General features: G+C 64.7%; 19 protein-coding genes. All 19 read right to left on the bottom strand.

The window, feature by feature from the left end:
- Positions 1 to 6 precede the first annotated feature (6 nt).
- Positions 7 to 1,407: a capsular polysaccharide export protein, LipB/KpsS family gene (locus AB7532_RS25065; protein ID WP_441237363.1), complete on the bottom strand. Its 1,401-nt coding sequence runs from the start codon at positions 1,405 to 1,407 to the stop codon at positions 7 to 9.
- Between the two features lie 169 nt (positions 1,408 to 1,576).
- Complete coding sequence (locus AB7532_RS25060) at positions 1,577 to 3,310, bottom strand: hypothetical protein (RefSeq protein ID WP_441237362.1); 1,734 nt, start codon at positions 3,308 to 3,310, stop codon at positions 1,577 to 1,579.
- On the bottom strand, positions 3,307 to 4,701 hold the full coding sequence (locus tag AB7532_RS25055) for a surface carbohydrate biosynthesis protein (protein ID WP_441237361.1): 1,395 nt from the start codon (positions 4,699 to 4,701) through the stop codon (positions 3,307 to 3,309). Before AB7532_RS25055 ends, AB7532_RS25060 begins: the two co-directional genes overlap by 4 nt.
- Positions 4,702 to 4,726: 25 nt before the next feature.
- Positions 4,727 to 5,653 (bottom strand): hypothetical protein, encoded by a 927-nt coding sequence (locus tag AB7532_RS25050; protein ID WP_441237360.1) that lies wholly within the window; start codon positions 5,651 to 5,653, stop codon positions 4,727 to 4,729.
- 77 nt (positions 5,654 to 5,730) lie between these two features.
- Positions 5,731 to 7,263 (bottom strand): oligosaccharide flippase family protein, encoded by a 1,533-nt coding sequence (locus AB7532_RS25045; RefSeq protein WP_441237359.1) that lies wholly within the window; start codon positions 7,261 to 7,263, stop codon positions 5,731 to 5,733.
- 10 nt (positions 7,264 to 7,273) lie between these two features.
- The gene (locus AB7532_RS25040; RefSeq protein WP_441237358.1) at positions 7,274 to 8,092 is read right to left on the bottom strand and encodes an SDR family oxidoreductase; all 819 of its coding nucleotides are present in this window, start codon (positions 8,090 to 8,092) and stop codon (positions 7,274 to 7,276) included.
- Complete coding sequence (locus tag AB7532_RS25035; protein WP_441237357.1) at positions 8,089 to 8,805, bottom strand: acylneuraminate cytidylyltransferase family protein; 717 nt, start codon at positions 8,803 to 8,805, stop codon at positions 8,089 to 8,091. Before AB7532_RS25035 ends, AB7532_RS25040 begins: the two co-directional genes overlap by 4 nt.
- Positions 8,802 to 9,710 (bottom strand): Gfo/Idh/MocA family protein, encoded by a 909-nt coding sequence (locus tag AB7532_RS25030; protein ID WP_441237356.1) that lies wholly within the window; start codon positions 9,708 to 9,710, stop codon positions 8,802 to 8,804. The genes AB7532_RS25035 and AB7532_RS25030 overlap by 4 nt, the downstream gene beginning before the upstream one ends.
- Positions 9,707 to 10,753, bottom strand: a complete 1,047-nt coding sequence (locus AB7532_RS25025) for a nucleotidyltransferase family protein (RefSeq protein ID WP_441237355.1) — start codon at positions 10,751 to 10,753, stop codon at positions 9,707 to 9,709. The genes AB7532_RS25030 and AB7532_RS25025 overlap by 4 nt, the downstream gene beginning before the upstream one ends.
- 84 nt (positions 10,754 to 10,837) lie before the next feature.
- The gene (locus AB7532_RS25020) at positions 10,838 to 11,836 is read right to left on the bottom strand and encodes a methionyl-tRNA formyltransferase (RefSeq protein ID WP_441237354.1); all 999 of its coding nucleotides are present in this window, start codon (positions 11,834 to 11,836) and stop codon (positions 10,838 to 10,840) included.
- Positions 11,833 to 12,900 carry an N-acetylneuraminate synthase gene (gene neuB / locus AB7532_RS25015; RefSeq protein ID WP_441237353.1) on the bottom strand — a complete coding sequence of 356 codons (1,068 nt, stop codon included), beginning with the start codon at positions 12,898 to 12,900 and terminating at the stop codon, positions 11,833 to 11,835. The genes AB7532_RS25020 and neuB overlap by 4 nt, the downstream gene beginning before the upstream one ends.
- Positions 12,897 to 14,066 carry a UDP-N-acetylglucosamine 2-epimerase gene (gene neuC / locus AB7532_RS25010; protein WP_441237352.1) on the bottom strand — a complete coding sequence of 390 codons (1,170 nt, stop codon included), beginning with the start codon at positions 14,064 to 14,066 and terminating at the stop codon, positions 12,897 to 12,899. Before neuC ends, neuB begins: the two co-directional genes overlap by 4 nt.
- Positions 14,059 to 15,273: a LegC family aminotransferase gene (locus AB7532_RS25005; protein WP_441237351.1), complete on the bottom strand. Its 1,215-nt coding sequence runs from the start codon at positions 15,271 to 15,273 to the stop codon at positions 14,059 to 14,061. Before AB7532_RS25005 ends, neuC begins: the two co-directional genes overlap by 8 nt.
- Positions 15,266 to 16,285 (bottom strand): NAD-dependent 4,6-dehydratase LegB, encoded by a 1,020-nt coding sequence (locus AB7532_RS25000; RefSeq protein WP_441237350.1) that lies wholly within the window; start codon positions 16,283 to 16,285, stop codon positions 15,266 to 15,268. Before AB7532_RS25000 ends, AB7532_RS25005 begins: the two co-directional genes overlap by 8 nt.
- A 131-nt stretch (positions 16,286 to 16,416) precedes the next feature.
- Entirely contained in the window at positions 16,417 to 16,968 is a 552-nt protein-coding gene (locus AB7532_RS24995) for an HAD family hydrolase (protein ID WP_441237349.1), read from the bottom strand.
- Positions 16,949 to 17,842, bottom strand: a complete 894-nt coding sequence (locus tag AB7532_RS24990; protein ID WP_441237348.1) for a hypothetical protein — start codon at positions 17,840 to 17,842, stop codon at positions 16,949 to 16,951. The genes AB7532_RS24995 and AB7532_RS24990 overlap by 20 nt, the downstream gene beginning before the upstream one ends.
- 21 nt (positions 17,843 to 17,863) lie before the next feature.
- Positions 17,864 to 18,493 (bottom strand): class I SAM-dependent methyltransferase, encoded by a 630-nt coding sequence (locus AB7532_RS24985; protein ID WP_441237347.1) that lies wholly within the window; start codon positions 18,491 to 18,493, stop codon positions 17,864 to 17,866.
- A gap of 308 nt (positions 18,494 to 18,801) precedes the next feature.
- Positions 18,802 to 20,250, bottom strand: coding sequence for a DUF6418 domain-containing protein (locus AB7532_RS24980; RefSeq protein ID WP_441237346.1), 1,449 nt, complete (start codon positions 20,248 to 20,250; stop codon positions 18,802 to 18,804).
- A gap of 80 nt (positions 20,251 to 20,330) precedes the next feature.
- The gene (locus AB7532_RS24975; protein WP_441237345.1) at positions 20,331 to 21,206 is read right to left on the bottom strand and encodes a hypothetical protein; all 876 of its coding nucleotides are present in this window, start codon (positions 21,204 to 21,206) and stop codon (positions 20,331 to 20,333) included.
- Between the last annotated feature and the right edge of the window lie 73 nt (positions 21,207 to 21,279).

The following is a 21,279-nucleotide window of genomic DNA, read 5'->3' as shown; positions in this document are numbered from 1 at the left end:
ATCCGTTCAGTGAGCGGCCGCAGGCTCGGCGAGCGCGGCCTGCAAGGAGGCCGTGAAAGTGTCGAGCAGGGTGGGGTCGCCGATGTAGAGCTCGCCGGGGAACGAGCGCCGCCACGCGGCTTCGAAATAGGGTGCTCCGCCGGCGGGATCGAACGGCCCGGCCCGCAGCGCCTCGCGCAAGCGCTGCGGCACGTCGGCGAGACGGTCGGTCGAATAGACCAGCGGGCAGGTACGATAGAACGCATCGCCCATCACCACGACCGGCTTGCCGAGCAGCAGCGCTTCGGCACCCGACTTGCTGTTGACGGAGATCACGGCATCGGCCCGGTTGAGGACGGCGTAATTGTTGGTCTGCGGCGGCAGCAGCACAAGATTGTCGAAACGCCGTGCCAGCTCGAACAGGCGATCTGCCGAGATCGCGCCGATCTGCGCGGGATGCTCCTTGACGACGAGCACATGCGAATCCGGGATCGTCCGCAGCAGGAAGTCGACGGTTGCGACCTGGTCGAGATAATCGGGCGCGCGCAGCGTCAGCGCCATGTCGGCGGGGACGTGGAAGGGATAGTAGACGAACGGCGTCTCGGGGATCGGACGGTAGAGCTTGCGCAGCCGCGCCGCGTTGACGGCCATCATCGCGTGCACCCGAGCGTGCCTGAGATTGTGTCCGAACTCCTGATGTTTGCCGAGCGCGAACTGGTCCCACAGCTTTTCGGCGAGGCGTCGCGAGTTGCGCAAATTCACCACCTTCTTGAAGGCGGCCGAGTAGTGATGCGCATCCTTCTTCGGGATCACGATCGCGCGCTGGTTCAGCGTGGCATCGAGATAGGATTTGACGTCGGACGACACCGAGTCGGCGGGCTTTGCCATCATCTCGGGTGCGCCGAAACTGTCGGGCGTGAAATACATCCGTCCACGGAAGAACGACGGCTCGATGAACCAGTTGCGGATGCCGCGGCGCTTCGCGGCATAGAAGCTCGTGATCACGGAAAGGAAGCCGCCGAGCTCCTGCACCAACTCGACGCGTTTGCCCTGGCTCTCCAGCCGGTCGAGCAGCGTCTCCATGGCATTGGTGTAGATCATGAAGCGCCGACGTAGTGCCGCGGTGTCGCGGATGCCGAAGGTGAAGCGCTCGTGGCTGAACAAAAAGTTGGAGCCGTCGAGGCCGTAGGCCTGGATGCGCGCGTCGAAAGCCTGCCGGTCGTCGGGTGAGGGGCTGGCCTTGAGGCCGTCCCGGTACATGTTCGTGCACGGCACGCCCGCGGCCCCGGACATTTCGGCGCTGCGATCGTCGAAGGCGAGCAGCTCGACCGCGTGTCCTGCCGCGCGCAGACGTTGCGCCACCGGAATCCAGAACCGGGTCTGGTATTCCGCAAGCGTCGTGATCAGGATCGTCTTGTCGGCGGACATGAGGGCGAGGGTGCTTTGCGAGATGGCGGGCGTCGGCGTCAGACGATGTAGCGGATCGCGCCCTGGAACAAGCGGCCCAATATCGCAACTTGACCCATATCACAACCGCCGGGGCGATTTCGCTCCGGAAAACCCGCGTTTTCGCGCCAGCAACAAGTTCCAGGTCTGCTCAGCCGCGACAGCAGGGCGACGAGCATGCTCCCCCGACCGGGGCTGTGCTGCGCTCGATCCGGACCAGTTCCGACGGGTCCGGGGCGTCGCCGCCTGCAATCCGGATGGCATCGCCGAGAATCTCGAGCGCGCCGGGGCGAGGCCGTGCCGAAACGAGATTGACCGTCTCGATCTGGCCGTTGGGCACGAAGTCGGCGAAGCCGAATTGCGGATGCTGCCGGTGGGTCTCGCAGAGCTTGCCCAAGGCCTCGATCACCACGGGGCTGACCGCGACCGGATAGGTGCCGGTGGCCGGCTCGAGAATTTCGCGATTGGACAGGGCCATGCGCGAGAAGCCCAGGTCGCGCGAATTGACCAGATAGGACAATTCGTAGAACGGCAGGAAGCGCCCCATGGTGCGATAGTCGCGGTCGTTCTCGCGCACGAACATCATCGTCCCCGGCGGCGACGGCTGCTGCCTGAACTGTGCGGAGATCGCGCGCGCCTCCATCGCGTCGGCCAGCAGGCGGTGGGTGACCGACATGTCGAGCACCAGGAACCCGGCACAGATCGCGGCTGCCGTAACAGGAAGAAGCACGCGGGGCAGGACCAGCCGCAACACGGCGACAATGACAAAGCCGCTCACCAGCATCAGCGTGGTCTGGTTGCGCGTCTCCCAGAGCCCGTTGAAGCGGGGAGGCTTGCCAACGAGCACATAGGGAAACAGTGAGGAGATGACGAGCGCCGCTGCAATGACGAGCATCAGCCCGTGGACCCACCAGCGCGAGGCGCCGGATCCGTCGCGGGGGAGGCGGAGCGGCAGGCGCCAGACCATCGCCAGTCCGCCGAGCAGCACAATGGCGATCGCGGCTTCGATGCAAAGCTGCGGCAGGTCCGCGCGCGGAGGCAGCAAATAATCGACGTTCTCGAACTGCTCGAAGACCACCCTGAAGGTCCGGATCAGCGCCGAGACCGGATCGACCTCGAACTTGTTGTAGTTGGCATAGATGCCGTAAGTCGGCTCGAGGATCTTCTTCGCGGCCCAATAGACCGGCGGCAGCAGCAACAGTTCCGCTCGCCGCGCCACGGCGCGGATCATTGCACCGAAGCGCTGCGACCGCGAGGACGAGGTGTCCGATCGTCGCCAGGCATCGAACGCCACGATCGCAGGCGGCAGCCACGCCAGCACGAGGAACGAATTGGTGGTGAAAGCCATCGCCAGCAGCAGCACCGATGCCGCGCGGCGTTTGAGCGATGGTGTCTCGAGGTCGCGCAACAGAAGCACAAGCGCGAGCACGAAGCAGAACGACGAGCATGCATAGGTCAGTGTGACCAGGACGAAACGGGCCTGGTTGAGTGGCACAAGGGCTGTGAGCAGCGCCGCCCAGAACGCTTCCTGTGCGGACCAAGCCGTGGCGCGGCGGATGATGGCGTAGATCATCGGAGCCATGACGCAGAACAGCACCAGCTCCATCATGACCGTCGCACGCGGCGGCGACGTCGCGAACCAGTTGAGCAGCGGGTAGACTTCGCGGCTTCCGGCCTGCTTCGACAATTCCCAGAGCGTGCCCGCCTGCGCATGGGCGCGGACGACCCAATCGTCCCACAGTATGTCGTTGATCAGCGCCATCGGACCGTAGGCGGCCAGGACCGCGAGCACCAGCAGCACCGAATATTTCCAGTCGGACGGCAGCATCCGCGGATGCTGCGACGATCCGCTTGCGCTGCCGGGCTGGAGCAGGGGCGCGTTCATGCCCGTGTCGGAGATTTCTCGATGGCGATGCTGGCGAGGGGCAGGCCCGTGGTTGCACAGCGTGCCCGCGCCGCCTTGAAGCTCGCCGGCGCGGCATCATCGTGCTGCGCAATGCGCTCCAGCAGGTACGCGACGGCGCCGGGAGCGATCCGCTTGTCGCGCCGCGCCGGATTGACGCGGGCACGGAGGTTTTCCGTCACTGCGGATCCCAGGACCAGGCTGGCGGCGCCCTTGGCGATTTGTCCAAGGCTTGCATGGGCGCGGGTGCCGTTCAGCGCAGTTGCGAGCGACACGTAGCCGCGGCGTTGGCTTTGGCGGGTGAGTACCTCGGCCACGCGCTCGGCCGCGAGCCCGTCATTGTGGTGGAAGAAGGCCTCGACGTCGGCGGTATGCACGCCGGCGAAGTCGAAGGCCCTGGTCTCCGCATCGACATTGTCGACCACCGCGAGCAGCGCGTCGAAGGACTCGACAGGGCGGCTCACGCGGGCCGGCAGCGAGGCGTGGCCTGCCGTTATTGGCGTGTTGAGGTATTCGAGCTGAACCGGCAGCTTGCCGAGCATGACGGATTCGACCGCGGTGCCGCAGTTGAGATGGATGATGGCGGCGGCGTTGCGGATGCGATCGAGCACGCTCCCGCTGCCGTCGACGACGACATTGGCGTGACCGGCGACCACGTCGCGATAGACCTGCTCGCTCTCGAACGGATGCGGCCGGATCAGGATGGCCCGGTCCGGGCGTGCCGCCGCGAGCTTGCGGATCGCCTCGAGATAGCCGGCGAAGACCTGCTTCAGATCGGCAAGGAAACGGTCGATATAGTCGCCGTCCCAGCCCGCCCGCACCATGGCCTCGCGTTCGGCGCCAGGCTTGTTGCTGAAGCGCGAATTGACCAGCGGAAAGTTGGCGTTGACCAGCAGATAGCCGCGCGGCTCGCCGTCGAGCAGCGCGCGCCAGTGCGGCGCTGCGAAATCGAAACGCGGACAGCCGGTGAGATGCAGTTGCTCCGGCTTCATGGCAGCTGCGTCGCGGAACGCGTTGTGCAGGCTGCTGCCCCAGAAGAAATAGCCGGAGAGGATATCGGCATAGCCGCTCTTGCCGATATAGGCGGCCATCGCCGGCGGCGAGTTGCCGCCGCGGTCGGCGAGCACGCCGCCTTCGGTGTCGAGCACATAGAGCGGCAGGCCGGCTCTGGCGAAACTGCGCATCAAATCGAGATTGGCGTCGCGCGCATAGTTGACGACCAGCGCGTCGAGACCGAGCCGGGGCACGTCGACCGCCTGCTCGTACATCGGCACGATTGCGACCGAGACCCCGCGCGAGGCGAGTTGATAGGCGAGCAGCACGGCCCCCGGCAAATCGCGCTTGGGGTGGTCGACCACCAGTCCGACACGCATGATCGGCTTCCTGCCCCTTAGCGGATCAGAGGCGCATCACCGCCCGCTCGACATCCGAGAGCGGGCCGGCCGCGCGGAAGCGCGGTGCCGGCTCGGGATACATGCGCGGCGGCTGGATATAGGTCGCCGTGTAGAGCAGGCGCGTACGCTCCGACAGGATCCGGCTGCCCATGTGCAGGCAGCGCGCGGTGTTGACGATGAACGAGGTCAGCCGCGGTGCCACCAGCTCCTTCACGGCGGAGCGGTCCACCTTGGCGAACACCTTGTCGTCGCTCATGTGGCTCTTGATGGTGTTGCGGAACGACCGCGACGGCGGCGCCGGAATGAAGGTGAACGGGCCGTCGGCGGTGTCGCGCACGTCGGTGAGGTAGATGAAGAGCTTGCAGACCCGCTTGTCGTCGTGATCGAGATGCCAGAGCTGCGAATAGCTCAGCGCCTTGTTCTCGGTCGGGCGCGACAGGGTCAGCAGCACGTCGGAGAGTTGCGGCAGGTCGTGCATGTAGTCGCCGATGATGCGGAGCATGCCCGGCTGCAAGGCGTAGCGCACGAAGGGATGGTCGGTCGCAAACGCGCCGTTGACGAGATCCTCGTCGAGCAGGCTGACCCAGAACGATTTGTGCCCGAGCTGCTGCTTCGCCGACAGCTCGTCGAGCCGCGCAACCTTGGACTGGCCGACGTCGAGAACTGCTTGTGCGAGCGAGCGATCGACCAGCGAGCTGACATCGACATAGCCGTCATGGTCGAGCTGACGGCTTGCCGCGCTCCACTCCGGCGCGGTCGGCAGCTGTTCGAGAACGGCGCGGCGCTTGGTGCGCGCGCCCGGCTGCATGCTTGCGATCGCGGTCTTGGTCACCCAGCCGAGATCGGTCCGATTGACGTGCCAGAGCAGGCGACGGAGCTGGCTCTGCTTCTGCTTCTTTGGCGTCTGGACACCGGCATCGATGGTCGTCATTGGGGCTCGCTCGACAACGGGAAAACAAGGCCTGTTTAACCCCACGTCTTTAGCTCCAAGTCATACCCTTTTCTACCCTAAAGTGCTGCTGGAGACGCCCTGTCGCCGAACAGCGATCGCCTCAAGCCGCTGATCTGTTTGCGCTGTTCCCGGCCCAGGACCAGGAAATATTGTGCCGCCCATGTCGCGGCGCAAAATGCCGTCATCAACAGCGCCAGGCCGATCAGGCCGGGCTCGGGCATGACGTGCAGGGCCGCGGCGAGCAGCAGCGCTGCGACGAGAAGCACCGCCCAATGCACCGACAGGATGCGCCAGAAGCGCTTCGGGTCGGCGTCGAGTTCCCGGATGAAGGTCGAGATCTGCCAGGGCAGGATCACGACGGTTCCAACCACCTGGCCGAGAATGAACGCGCGCTCGGCAAACAGATGCGCCGTCACCGCGGTGACGGCCGCCCAGATCACGATGTGGATCATCAACAGCATGTTGAGGCGTGCCTGGGTCTTGGTTCGCGTCATGAACAGCGTGTTGCCGAAAATCAGGTACTGGACGCTCATCGTCACGATGAACATCACGCCCATCCAGGGGGCGTAGGACATGATCTGCGGGCCGATCCAGATCTGCATGATCTCGCGCGACATCACCGCGGCTGCGACGAAAGGCGGCATGGTGAGGATCGGAAGTAGAATGATTCCAGTCTCGCCGAAGCGGTTGAACTGCTTCGGGTCGTTGCGCTGGTCGAGCCGGCTCACAACCGGCAACAGCGCGGAAGTAAGAAGGCTGGCGACCACCTTGGCGAGGCGGGGGATGCGGACCAGCGTGTCGTAGATGCCGACGCTTTGAGGACCGATATACATGCCGATCAGGAACGGCTGGATCGGCGCGATGATGCCGCCGACCAGTTTGCCCTGCATCACCAGGATGCAGCGGGTCATGACCTCGCGGCTGACGGAACGTGCCGGCAGCGACAGTCTGACCGAAGTGCGGCTGAGCGCTGCGATCGCCGCGCCGAACAGGATGACGGCGCGCAGCAGAGTGCTCGCGAGGAAGTAATAGGCGACGTACTCGTAAGGTTGCCCGGACTGTGCGGCGTAGACCGTGGCGGCGACGTAGAGTGCGGTGGTCAGGAATTCGCAGATCCGCAGCGAGCCGTAGCGTTCGAAACCCTTGACGACGCCTTCGGCGACCAGGGCAGGGAACAGCACCAGATTACACAGTGCCGTTGCGAGCAGCATGCTGGTGAAGCTTGCGACGTGACCCGGCTCGATCTTGAACTGCGCGACGATCCACGGGGTGGTGAACCAGATGAACAGGGTCAGCACCCCGCCGAGCAGCAGCGAGACCAGCAACAGGAGCAGGATCTGGCTGCCGCCGAGCTTGAGGTCGCGGTGCTCGCGCGCGCGCGCCACGACCTGCGTGGTGACCTCGGACAGGCCGAAGTCGATCACGCCGATCAGGCCCGACGACAGGAACAGGCGCGTCAGCACGATCAGCCCGAATTCCGCGACGCCCCAGGTCCGGATGATGATCGGAATCACGATCACGCCGAGAACCGCGACCAGCCCGAAGACGATCGCGGAAACCACGGTGTTGTGAACGAGGCGCTTCAGCATCGCAGGTCGCTCACCAGGCGCTCAGGCCACCATCGACCGCGATGTTCTGGCCCGTCACGTAGGCTGCCGCGTCCGAAACCAGGAACAGCATGGCGCCGACCATCTCGTCGGCGCGCGCCATTCGCCCAAGCGGAACGCGATTGCCGTAACGCTGCTTGAAGGTCTCGTTCTGCCCGCTTTCGACGCCGCCCGGCGTCAGCGTGTTGACGCGCACACCCTTCGCGGCCCAGTAGGTGGCGAGGTGCTTCGTCAGTCCGATCACGCCCGCCTTCGAGGCCGTGTAAACCGCCGGCGTGTTGATCGCGCGGCCGAGATATTCGGAGCCTTCGTAGATGCGCTGATCAGGGGCCATCAGGCCGTAGATCGAGGCGGTCTGCACGATGCTGCCATAGCCGAGTTCGGCCATCCGGCCGCCGAACACCTGCGCGACGGTAAACATGCCGTCGAGGTTCACCGACATGATCTCGCGCCACGTCTCCTGGGAGAATTTCTCGACCGGCGCGAAGAAGGCGTCGATGTCGCGGGTCTTGCTGGCGGCATTGTTGAGCAGGATCGACACGGTGCCGAGCCCGGTCTCGATCGCCTCGGCCGTGGCGCGCACCGCCTCGGGATTGGTGATGTCGCAGCCAAAGCCCTTGGCACGAACGGAATGGCGTGCGGCGAGATCGCCGGCAACGTCGTCGGCGGTCGCCTGGTCGAGATCGACGATGGCGACATCGGCGCCGAATTCGGCAAGGCCGTCGGCGAAGCGGCGGCCGAGAATGCCGCAGCCGCCGGTGACCACGGCGGTACGCCCCTTGAGATCGAACAGCGCCTTGAAGCTCGTCATGATGATGTTCCCTGAAGTCCCTGACGTTGACGCAGCAGGAGCTCGACCAGTGCGAAGTCGACCTCGGAATCGATGTCGACCGAACGTTCTTCCGGCATCTCGAACAGGCGGGTGTCCGGATAGAACACCGCCGGCTTATCGAGGAATGACGCGACGCGCCAGACGTAGATCGAGGCGTTCATGTCGAAGCAGCGGGGGCTGTCCTGCCGCCGCACGATCGGCGGATCGGCGGTCTTCGACAGGCCGACGCTGCCGTCCTTGCGCTCTTCGACGAGGTTGAAATAGGGCGAGCGGCGGGCGGGCGCGCCGGTGATGACGTTGGGTGCGCCGGAGGTCCGCAACAAATCCACCGCGCCGGTGATATCGGAGGCGAGCCGCAGCGGCGAGGTGACGTCGAGGTCGACGAAGATGTCGGGCGTGTGCCCCGTGCGCAGCATCGCCTGTTCGAGACAGTGGCGGATCGCCGGAATTTTCGGCGCGGCGTCGGTCGCCATCTCGTCCGGGCGCTTGACGGCGATGTCGGCGCCGGAGCGCAGCGCTTCATCGAGCAAGGCATCGGAGTCGCTGCTGAACGCGATCGCCGTGAAGAGGCCGGTCTGCTTCGCTTGCTCGATCGTCCATGCCAGCATCGGCCGCCCCAGCAGGAGGCGGCTGTTCTTGCCGACGACGCCTTTGGAGCCGCCGCGGGCACATATGGTGCAGATCAGGCTCATGCGAAAACCCAGCTCTTCGAATTCAGCGCGCGCTCGCTGGCGTCGATCAAATCCACGACGGCGATGCCTTCGGCGAGCGAGCAGACCGGGCCATCGCTGGCCAGTACAGCCTGGTGCATCGCCCGATAACTGGTGTCACGGTCGCTCGCGTAGGGCGTGGCGACGCCATTGACGATCAGGCTGCCGCCGACCATGTCGGCCTCGATCGTCTCGTCGGCGAGGTTGATGCGGATCCGGCGCAGACCGGCGCGGTCGAGATAATCGAGGTGAACCTGCACGACCTGCGCCCGCGCCATTTCCATCAGCAGTGCGAGGTGGTCGTCGACCTCGAGATCGCGTGCGCCGGAGGCGCCGCCGAGCGCGGCGACACGCTGCCACGGCCCGAACAGCCAGAGCAGATAGTCAAGCTCGTGGCTGAGGTCACGCAGCACGCCGCCGCCTGCGGCAACCGTGGAGGATGCGGTGTCGCGATGGTCGCGACCGGGCCGCCAATCCCTGATGTCCTGTCCGACATAGGCTGACACCGTGATCGCGGAGCGTCCCTCGATGTGACGGGCGAGCGCGGCCATCACCGGATGGAAGCGCAGATTGTAGGCGACCAGCAGTTTCGCAAAGGGGAAGGCGGGCAGCGGCTCGGACCTTGCGAGCATCGGCTTTTCCACCAGAACGGTGCCACGAAAGCCCGTGTCCGCAAGCTCGCGCAACGCATCGACGTGTTGTGCCGTCTCGGTGGCGATGACGACATAATCAACCTGACCGCGCGACAGCGCGTCACCGAGGCTGCCGCAATCACCGCCGCCGCGGCGGCTGACGGTCGTGACCGCAAGGCCGAGCTCCGCGAGGATGCGGGCATGGCGGGTTCCGATCGAACCCAGGCCTGCGACCACCGCGGTGCGAGCGCTCACTGGAAGACCTCGTGAAACTCGGCATGGGCCTGCTCGAAATCCTCGACGCGGCCGATGTCGAGCCAGTACTCCCGGATCGGATACACTGCGACGCGGCCCTCGCTCGCGACGACACGCTCCAGCACCGTCGGCATGTCGACCTTGGCGCCGCGGTCGACGAGCCGGAACACGTTGGGACCGATCACGTAGATCCCGGCGCTCACGAACCAGCTCTCGGTTGGCTTTTCCCGGATGACCTGGAGATATCCTTCCGACGCGGTGACGACGCCGTAGGGGACATGAACCTTGTGCTCGCGCACCGCCATCGTGGCTTCCGCCGGCGTTGCGTTATGGAAGTCGACCAACGCGCCGTAATTGATGGTCGTGAGAATGTCGCCATTGGTCACGACGAGGGGCAGATCGGGCGTCGAAGGAAACAGGCCGAGGGCGCCCGCGGTGCCGAGACGCTCGGTTTCCTGGATGTAGCGGATTGTCGCGCCGAAGGTGGAGCCGTCACCGAAATGATTCTGGATCAGCTCGGCTTTATAGTTCACCGAGATGAAGATGTTCCGAAACCCCTGCTGCACGAAACTGCGCACGATGGTTTCGAGCAGCGGCCGGCCGCCGACATGAAGCATCGGCTTCGGCACCTCGCGCGTCAGCGCGCCGAGGCGCTCGCCGAGACCGCCGGCCATGATCAACACGGGGTTTTCGTATTGTGGCGCTTCCAGCAGCTCGTCGAAGGTTTCGACGCCGATGACCTTGCTATCGGCGTCGATCAGCGGAAGCTGCTTGATCGATTTCTGCCGCATCAGGCGCAGGCGTTCGTCGCGGGGCAGGACGACGGACGCCGACACCGGAGACGGGTTCATCACGTCGATCGCGCGGCCGCTCAGCGGGATACCACGCAACAGCCCGCGTCTGATGTCGCCGTCGGTGACGATGCCGCTGAGCCTGCCGTCGTCGAGGACCAGCGCAATCTGGATGCTGCCGCTTTCAATGGCGGCGATGGCCTCGCTCACCGTGGCTTCCGTTCCAACGATGGCTTTTTGCCAGGACTTCATGGTGATGGACCTCGCGGGCAATCGCGCATTTATCGGCGCTCGCCCGATCAGAAAGCAGCTATATCGCGGCTGCGAAGAGGGACGTCAATCCCCGCGGCCTTGGCTCAATTTGGCCTCCAGAGCCGCCAGTTTCGCCTCGGCCTTTGCCAGTTCGGCCCGGAGATTTCGACCGAGCCGGCTGCCACGGGTGGCATCCGGAACGAGGGCCGCGGCAACGGAGCCGTCGGTTCCGACCGGCGCCCAGCGCGTGATCCGAATGAAATTGTCGCCGGTCTTGACTAGGATGCCGGCACTGTCCCGGCCGATCACCTCGCCGGGGGCGCCGATATAGGATTTCGCGCCCGGGATCAGCTCGGCGGCAAGGATGGCGTAGGATTTATCTTTCCAGATCGTGCGCGCGCCGGGGCCGGGCGGCACCAGTGCACGGACGAAGCGTTCGAGCGCCGCGCTGCCGGACGTCCAGTCGATCTCCTCGTCGCCCTCCCGGCGCCGGCAGCAATAAAGGCCGACCGGATCGATCGTCGACTGCACGATGCGCTTGTCGATGCCTTGGTAGACGTCGGAGATCGCATCGACCAGTGTGTCGGCGCAAAGCGTCTCGGCCGTCTTGAGCAGCGTCGCATAGCTGTCGGTTGCGGAAATCGGCACCTTGATCTGCCGCACGATGTCGCCGGTGTCGATGCCGAGATCGACCCAGTGAACCGTGATGCCGAACTCGGTCTCGCCGTTGATCAGCGCCCAGGTCAGCGGATTGCGGCCGCGATAGAACGGCAGCGCGCCGGCATGGCAGTTGAGCGTGCCGCGCGGCGGCAGCGCCAGGACTGCCTCGCGGAGAATCTGGTCATAAGACATCGAGACGTGAAGCTCGGCTGCAAATGCCGCGAACTCGGCAAGGCTCTCCGGCGCGTTGACGGCCTTGGGGCTCAGCACCGGGATGCCCTTCGCTTCCGCAAGCGCGACAAGCGTCGAATCCGGGCGCGATGCGCGCACCGCGACGAAGGCGATGGTGTAGCGGGGATCGTCGATCAGCCGGGCGAAGGCGCGTTGGGCCCAGACGCCGTCGCCGAAATAGCCGATCCTCATAGCGGGTCTTCCTCGTCATAGGGACGGGTGACCGTGGTGCCGACCAGCGACCAATATTCGATCGGCGGCCGGCCGGAGCCAGGCCGCTTGCAGGTGAGGTCCTCGGGCGTGAGCACGTCGCCTGCCTTCAACGCGCGCGCGGCGACGATGCTCTTGCGGGCAATGTCGATGTTCTTGATCTCGGAATTCTTGGGCGTCTTGATGCCGTCGCCGCGTGCCTGCTCGATGCGGCGGATGGCGGAGACCATGCGTTTGAAATCGCCGGGCTCGATCGAAGCTGCGTGATCCGGCCCTTCGGCCTTGCGGTCAAGCGTGAGATGCTTCTCGATGACGGTGGCACCCATCGCCACGGCCGCGAGCGAGATCTCAATGCCGTCGGTGTGGTCGGAGTAGCCGACCGGCAGCTGAAAGGCGGTCCGCATCGTCTGCATCGCCGCGAGATTCACGTCCTCGGGCGGGCAGGGATATTCGGTCGTGCAGTGAAGCAGGCTGACGCGCTCGGACAGTCGGGCGCGGGCGTCGCCGTCGCGCCAAGCGGCGCGGAATGAGGTAAGACTCGGTGGCGTGTTGCCGCGGCCGTAGCCGTGTGCGAGCACGCCCAGCGCCTCCTCGACCTCGATCAACGTCGCCATGCCGGTCGACAGGATCAGCGGCTTGTCCGCGCGCGCGATCGCGTGCAGCAGCGGCGCGTTGGTCAAATCGCCCGAGCCGATCTTGATCCGGGGCAGGCCGAGCGTGAGCAGGAAATTGAGCGATTGATGGTCGAACGGCGTCGACAGGAATTCGATGCCGCGCTCCTTGGCGCGGGCGATCAGCGGCGGATGCGCCGAATGCGGCAATTCGAGCCGCTTGAGCATCGCCTGCTGGCTCTCGGCGGCGTCCGTGGTGCGCTGCTGGTAATCTGCCTTGCGCGCGCTCTTGCCCGCGAGCGAACTCGCGTTGAAGGTCTGGAACTTGACGATGTCGGCGCCGGCATCGGCGGCCGCGTCGATCAAGGCGAGGGCGGTCTCGAGACTGCCGGAGTGGTTGACGCCGGCTTCGGCGATGATGAGCGTACGCGTCATGTCGCAGCCTCGCCGTCGTAGAAGCCCTTTTTCAGCAGCGCGTTGAAATCGGGAATCGACGCGATCTTGTCGGCGACGCGGCGGCTGGTCTCGCCGTCGCCGTAGGGGCTGACTGTCGGCTGCCGTCCGCGCGCGAGCGCGCTGGCGATCGCCGTCGAAATGGACGCGCGATCGGGCGCGGCGTGGAACACGGAGGCGGCGCGCTCGCGTCCCTTCTGCCGGTCGCCGATGTCGACGGTCGGAACGTTGAGCGAGGGCGCTTCGTAGATGCCGCTCGATGAATTGCCGACGACGGCATCGGCCTGGTTCATCAGGCTGATGTAGCGAAGCTGTCCGAGCGAGGCGACCGCGATGGCGTTCGGTCGGCCCGCGACGAAGGCCTTGATCCGCTCGTTGAGCGCGCGGCCTTCGGCATCGGCGTTCGCAAGCGTGAAGAACAGGCTGAACTCGGGATCGAGCGCGGTGAGCGAAGCAAACAGCTCATCCAGCGCGCCGACCGAACGGTCCATCTCGACCGTGACGGGGTGGAACGTGACCAGCACGTTGCGCTTGCCGAGCTTCATCCCGACCTCATGGCCGATGGTCTCGCGATCCATCAGCTTGAGACGCTTGATCGAATCGATGCCGGGCGAGCCGACGGTGAAGACGCGCGCAGGATCCTCGCCGAGCCGGGTCAGCCGCCGCGCCGAGTCGGCGTTGGTGGCAAAATGCAGATGCGACATCTTGGTGATGGCGTGACGGATGGCTTCGTCGATCGCGCCCTCGGTGACGTCGCCGCCGAACAGATGCGCCATCGGCAGCCGCATGAACATCGCGGCCTGCGCAGCCGCAAAAGTCTCGTAGCGATCGCCCAGCACGACGACGAGGTCCGGTTTCAGCCGGGCGAAGGCGTCGGCAAATCCGATCACGCCGAGCCCGACCGACTTGGAGACGCCGACGCCTGAATCGCTCGAGAGCAGAGTCTCGACGCTCTCGTCGACGTCGAAGCCTTCGTCGCGGATGTTGTTGATGGTGTAGCCGAACTCGGGCGACAGATGCATGCCGGTGGCAATCAGCTGAAGCCTCAGCCCGGGCGTTTCGCGGATCGCCCGCATCGGCCAGATGATCAGGCCGAAATCGGCGCGGCTGCCCGTGACGAAACAGATCTTGCGGCTTGGTTCACTCATCGCGGGCCCGGATGCTGGCACTGGAAGGAAGGTTGATCAGGCGGCGCTCGATCGATTCGGCCGTGCCGAGATCGCCGTGCGGGTTTTGTGCGAACATCGGCAGCCGGTGCATCAACGTCCAGGCCGGACGCGCGCCGAAGCCGGCTTCGTTCAGTGCCGCGAGTACGTCGTCGCGCCGTTCGGCGTTGGCCTCGTCGAGCAGGATTGCGTTCAGCCAGTAATTGCTCGTGGTGCTCTCGGGCTCGCGCGAGAAGCGCACACCGGCGACGTCGGCAAAGACGCGCTCATAGGCGGCCGCGAGCTTGCGTTTGCTCGCCAGGAATCCGTCGAGCTGCTCGAGCTGTGCGCAGCCGAGCGCGGCGTTCAGATTGGGCAGGCGGTAGTTGAAGCCGATCTCGTCATGCACGAAGGCCCATTTGTGCGGCAGCTTCGCGGTGGTGGTGAGATGCTTGGCGCGGCGCCCCAGTTCCTCGTCGTTGGTGAGGATGGCTCCGCCGCCGCCGGTGGTGACGATCTTGTTGCCGTTGAAGCTCAGCGCCGCGAGCCGGGCCTGCGAGCCGACGGCGTGGCCCTTGTAGGTCGATCCCAGGGATTCCGCGGCGTCTTCCACCAGCGCAATGCCCCACTCCCGGGCGATCGCTGCGATCTCGTCCAGCTCGACCGGATGTCCGAAGGTGTGCATCGGCGTGATCGCGGCGATGCGGCGCCCGGTTTCGCGATTGATGGTGCCCTTGGGCGTCCGCTCGGCAATCGCCGCGAGCCGCAGGGCGAGGGCGCGCGCATCCATGCCGAGCGTGACCAATGAGCTGTCGACGAAGTGGGGCACTGCGCCGCAATAGGCGATCGCGTTGGTGGTCGCGATGAAGGTCAGCGCGGGCGACATCACCTCGTCGCCCGGCTCGACGCCGGCGAGGCGGAAGCAGGCGTGCAGCGCCGCGGTGCCGTTGACGACGGCGACCGCGCGTTTGGCGCCCGTCACCTCTTCCAGCATGCGCTCGAAGCGGTCGACGAACGGGCCAACCGAGGAGACGAAGGTGCTCTTGATGCACTCTTCGAGATAGCGGACCTCGTTGCCGGCGAAGACCGGTTCGTGCAGGCCGAGGATGCCGTTGGGCGTGCCTGCGGCGCGCCGGACGGCGTCGACTACGGCCGTGGGATCGAAGGCGGAAGATTCGGATCTGGTCGCAGCCAATTTTGCCTCAGACATTGTAGACGTCCGCCTTGTAACGGCTGAGATTGGCGGGGTTGGTGAACCAGCTCGCGGTCTGCTCGATGCCGCGGCGCATGCCTTCGAGCCCGCCGAACTCCGGTGCCCAGCCGAGCTGCTGGCGCGCCTTGGAATTGTCGGCCCAGAGCCGCTCGACCTCGCTGTTGGCCGGACGCAAGCGCGCCTCGTCGGTTTCGATCTCGATCTTCACGCCCATCACGTCGGCGATCATCTCGACGGTCGCACCGACCGAGATCTCGAAGCCGCTGCCGAGATTGATGGTCTGGCCGACGGTCTGCTCCGCCGGCGCGGTGAGGCCCGCGATCAGCCCGCGCGCGGTGTCGGTGGCGTAGGAAAAGTCACGCGTCGGGCTGACCGCGCCGAGGCGGATCTTGCGCTTGCCCGTCGCGATCTGGCTGATGATGGTCGGAATGACCGCGCGCGCGGATTGCCTGGGACCGTAGGTGTTGAACGGCCTGATGACGACGACCGGCATGTCGAACGAGGCCTGGAACGACAATGCCATCTGGTCGGACGCGATCTTCGAGGCCGAGTAGGGCGATTGGCCGACCAGCGGATGGTTCTCCTTGATCGGCACGAACTGCGCCGAGCCGTAGACTTCGCTGGTCGAGGTCTGCACGAAGCGCCGTACGCCGGCCTGCCGCGCCGCCTGGAGCACGTTCACCGTGCCGCGGACGTTGGTCTCGACGTAGGATTCGGGCGCGACATAGGAGAAGGGAATCGCGATCAGGGCCGCCAGGTGCAGCACGTCGGTGCAGCCGCTGGCGGCCGCGATCATGAAGTGCGGATCGCGGATGTCGCCGGCCACGACCTCGACCGATGTCATGATCTCGGCCGGCACCGTGTCCAGCCAGCCCCAGGAATTGAAGGAGTTGTAGTAGACGATCGCCTTGACGCGGGCCCCGGCTTTCACCAGCTCCTCGACGACATGCGAACCGATGAAGCCGTCGCTGCCGGTAACGAGGACGCGGGCGTCCCTCAGATCTGCCATGCCGGACCCCAAAAGGCGATTAAGCCAGTATTCGCAAAGAGATGGCGCTATAGCACACTGGCGCTCGCGTGCAACAGAACAGCGTTCGCATCGGCCAAATGCCGGGGGATGCAGCGCTTTTCGGTGCGCGTTTAAGCGTTCCCGGACAGGGCGAGGCGTTGCCTCACGAAAGTCTCCAGATTTCCGCCTTCGAACAGGTGGCCTGCGATGCCGGCGGCCCGCGCCGCCTCCATGTCGCTGTCCCGGTCTCCGATCACCATGCTGCGCGTCATGTCGACCGGGAAACGCTGTGCGAGGTCGGTGATCATGCCGGGCGCCGGCTTGCGCCTGTCGCTGTTGCGGCAATAGCGCGCGACGGTGCCATCCGGGTGATCGGGGCAGTATTCGAAGGCGTCGATATGCGCGCCGATCAGCGCCAATTGCTCCGCCATCCAGCGGTGCAGCGCAACGACGTGGTGCTCCTCGTAATAGCCGCGGGCGACGCCGGATTGATTGGTAATGACGAAAGCGAAATAGCCCGCGTCATTGACCGCCTTGACCGCTTCCTGGGCGCCCTCGATCCATTCGATCGTGTGCGACTCGAACGCGTAGCCCGAATCGTGGTTGAGCACGCCGTCGCGATCGAAGAAGACAGCCGGACGCCGCAGCGAGGGCGCTTCGACCCTAGAACTGGTATCCGACATGCTCGGGCCGATCCCGGAACGGATCAATGCAGATGCCCGCATTCGTGCTCAGCAAATTGCGGTTCCGCGCGAAGTGCGGGCGCCAATGCATGTCCGAGGGAATCAGGACGAAGGTCACGACGTCGCGATGGTCGCGCTTGGGCGAGGTCGCCTTGTGAATACATCCGCCGTTCTCGAACAACAGACGCGTGCCGACGGGACCTTCGAGCAGTCTGGTCGAATCCTTGTCGTCGAGCCGCGAGACGAACTGGTTGATCCGGCGGCGGTCGAAGAAACCTTCCTTGCGCAGGCCGGCGCTGAAGGGCTTGTCCTTGACGCTGAGGGCGCCGGTCTCGGCGACCACGTCGTCGAGATAGACCATCAGCTTGATCTCCTGCCTCGGGCAATTGTCGAGGTGCCACAGGAAGCTGGAGTCCGCCTTGTCCGGGGTCGGCCTGGTCCGGTAGAACGAGACCGCAAAGATCTTGAAGTGGCTGCCGTAATAATTCTCGACCGCGGTCTCCAGATCCTCGTCGATGAAATCGATGATCTCCGGAATGAGCTCGAGGCCGTCGATCATGCGGTTCATGCCGTAATTGACCACGAAGCCGTCGTTCTGCTCGGCGAACTTGCGATCCACCGTCGCCTTGATCTCCTGGAGCCGCTCGGGCGTCATCTTGGAGGGCGGCGGCAGTGCGGCGAAGCCATCCTGCTTGAAGCGGTTGGCGGTGGCGAGCTGCTCGGGGGTCGCCTTCGTGAACGGCTTCCAGCTCCGCTTCGCGCTGTTGGCGTAGGCCGCGTAACGCAGATTGACGCCGAGCGAATGATTGTTGCCGAACATCGCGACGCGGGTCTGAACGCGCGCCCTCGAAGCGATCTTGCGAAGCGATTGCATGTCCCGATCTCCCCCAGCCGGCTATTTGCCGGCGCTGCCGCGCTTGTTGATGCGAAATATCACCGATGACGTGAAGCGGCCTTCGCTCTCGAAGTCCTCTTTCCAGTAGACGTGACCTGCAGTGTCGCCGAAGATTTCGAGCAAATCGTCGGGACCATTGGCAAGGTTGTTCTTGCCGAAGAGGTTGCCCGCGCCCTTGGCGAGATGCTCGTAGGCGAAGATGATCAGTGCGCCATCCTTCGCGACGCGGATCGTCTCGGCGACCGCCTTCGGAATGTCGTCGCTGTAGGTGATCACGAATGCGCTGTAGAAAGCGTCGAACTGGTCGTTGCCGAACTTCAGATCGTGCATGTCCATCAGGCGCACGGTCGGGGCGTAGGAGAACAGGTCGATCGCGGTCAGTTTGGCCGGGTCGAAACCGTAATCCGACAGCAGCATCAGTTCGGCCTCGTTGCGCGGGCCGACGACCAGCGTGTTCAAAGCGCGGAGCTTGAGGCCGCGAATAGAGCGGAGCAGGGCGATGACACGCTCGGTCCGCCCGCGGTTGATGATGTTGATATTGCCGAGATTGTACGGCAGCACCTGCTCGGCGACGAACCCGCTCTCGACGCCGCCGCCCTTGACGAGCTGCTTGAGACCATGGCCGGTCAACCGCCAATAAAGTCGGCGGCTATGGAACCGCAGTGCAAAAATCGGCGGCAGCAGTATGAAATACCGCCACGGCGAGAGCAGGACAGGCGACCTCGGAACCAGAAACCGGCCGACAAACTCCCGCAATTTCCGTCCGCGGGATGCGTCCGCCGCGGCCGTCCCGGCGCCATTTACCGTCATGCTCATCCTGTCGACCCGTAGGCCCGTTTTCCGGTCTCTTACCGAGACTTAGCCCTCGTTGCAAGGCGTAGAAGGTCCGGTCTCTATCTGCGGTTGTTCGGTCCCGGTCAGGATCGCGGGGACGTCGGTCACAGCCGTTTCAAAGTCGCGGGAACCCGGGGCCAGAACCGGATTTTTCTCATTGGAAACAGCGCCCAAGGCAGCAGCGACAAGCCGGAGCGGGCGAGACGGGCCTCGAGCATCAGGGCGAGCAGAAGTGCGGTGATCTTGATCCAGTAGCTGGAAACGGTGACGAAATTCAGCATGCCGCCGATGTACATCACGTAGAATCCGTACAGCGTGTACATGGCAAAGAACGTCGAGGCGTAGCGGCCCTGGATCGTTCCCTTGACGACGAGAGCCGTCAGGCTGGCCGCGAGGAAGGCGGTTGCGGCGAGGAACGGCCAGGCAAGAACGGGCCCGAACAGCTCGAAGAATATCTCGGGAAATCCTCCGGCGAACTGGAAGCCGACCGAAATGTGCTCGTGCGTCCGCGGCTCGCCGATCGTCGTCAGCATCAGGTATTGCGGCGTCGTATTCTTGTCCGGGGCAATCGGCAACTGAAACAGGAAATCGAAGACGCGATACGGCTCCCACTGTCCGAGCTCGAACACGCGTTGATGCGACAGCCAACCGAGCTCGCCTGGTTGCACAAGCGTGCGTTCGATGAACTGCGCCCTGATTTCGGAGCCCTGATAGCCCCGGACATTGGTGAGATTGTTGTAGATCCCGAACACGGCGGCGACGACCAGCAGCGCTGCGGTGGCGCCGAGGCCAATGAGCTCCCGCCGCCCGAGGAAGCGCCGCAGATAGGCGAAGGCGGACTTCGTGTCTGGCCCGGCGGTGACGGCGATGACCGCCGCGATCGGCGTCAGGAAGAAGCTGCCGAAGCTGTAGAAGGCCGAGAACCGGTTGCCGGTCAGGAACATGTAGACCACGAGCACGACCAGCAGCGCGAGATAGCGAATGTCCAGCCGGCGGTTGCGCAATCGCTCCGCCGCGAACATCACGCCCCACCAGAACGTCAGGAAATTGCCGTACGAGATCAGCCAGCGATGCGCGGAGCCCGCATGCTCAGCGGTATAGACGAAGCGCTCCATGTGCGAGAGCAGCGGAATCGTGCCGTGGCGGATCAGGTCGACGAAGAGCCATGCCAGGAAGAGGACCGAGACGATGAAGGTCAGGTCCGAAAGCGTCAGCACGCCGGGTGCGGCGGGACGTTGATCGGCTTCCCCCATCCAGCCCAGAACGGTGGATGGACGCAACAGCAGGAAGAACGGCAACAGCGTGACGAAATAGGCCAGCACGTGCACGCACGTGACCGTTCCCGGGCCGACATAGAGAAAAGTCTGGGATGAATAGACCGGCCCGGCGAGATCGATGAACATCATCGAGCATGTGCGCCAGACCAGTGTGAAGATGATGAAGATGAACGAGATGAAGATGATCGGTCGGTACGCGGACAGGTATAGACAGCAGAGCAGGAAGGCGAGCCCGCAGGCGATCACTCCAATCTGATCGGTCAATACCGCGGTCAAAGGCCCTTCCCCCGGCGTGAAAGGTAAAGAAAACTACGTAACTATCTATGATTCGTTCGTACTTAGTTCGGAGATTATATCTAATTTGGATATCGCCGCGCCGGGGCCGTGACTATGACGAGGACGACCATGGCGATCAGCATGGCCAGGCCTGCCAGAATTGCGGCTCGCTCCGGTCCGATCGAGCGTTCCGTTCGCGGATAGCTGTCCGGCTCGATGTAGATGACCGTCTTCTCGGTGAGTTCGAGCAGGTTGGTGTTACGCTGAACGCGGTCTCTCAGCTTGTTCCAGAACTCGGCTGCCCCCGCCAGATTCGGCACGAGAACCGACGGGCCGGACTGATCGCGTCCTTCGCGCGTCACGCTCAGCATGCGCGGGCCGAGCTCGACGATGGATTTCTCGATGAAGTCCACCCTGCGCTGCATGTCCGCCAGATTGGCGCGCAGCGCATCGAGACGCTTCTGGCCGATCGCGTCATGTATGCTGGTGATCTCGTCGGCGAGTGACCGGAAGACCGCTTCGACGTCCGCGCTCGAGCCAGCCGAAACCTCCACCGAGACGTTGCGGTCGCCTTCCAGCGCCACCGCCCTCAGGCTTGATGCGGCGAGCTTTCTCGACAAGGCCGCGGTCGCCGGCTCGAACTTCGCGCCCGCCATGACCTTGGTCACGAAGATCGGATCCGACACGCGGGCAACCAAATTACGCGCCGACTCGATCGGTGCGAGCGGGGCGCCGTTGTCCTGAAGCAGATATTCGGCCCCGGGGACCAGGCCGATCCTGACGATCGTCTTTCCGGTCCATGCCGGCACGTCGCCGGACCTGAAAAATCCCAGCGTCAGGCCGAACGCGAGCAGGCAGGCGATGCCGATCAGCCAACGCCAGGGTCGGATCAGCGATCCGACATACCCCAGGACGCCCGCTGCGTCCGGTGCGGTAGTTGGCGTCAGATTATCCATCGAACTTCCCGTACGCGCCCTCAGCCCTACCCAGCATTAAGTCGTTCCAGTGCCGGGTGCAAGTTGATCCAGG

The sequence above is a fragment of the Bradyrhizobium sp. 930_D9_N1_4 genome (assembly GCF_052076015.1).
Lineage (GTDB): Bacteria > Pseudomonadota > Alphaproteobacteria > Rhizobiales > Xanthobacteraceae > Bradyrhizobium.
Note: the sequence above shows the minus strand (reverse complement) of the source record. Positions and strands in the feature narration are given on the sequence as shown.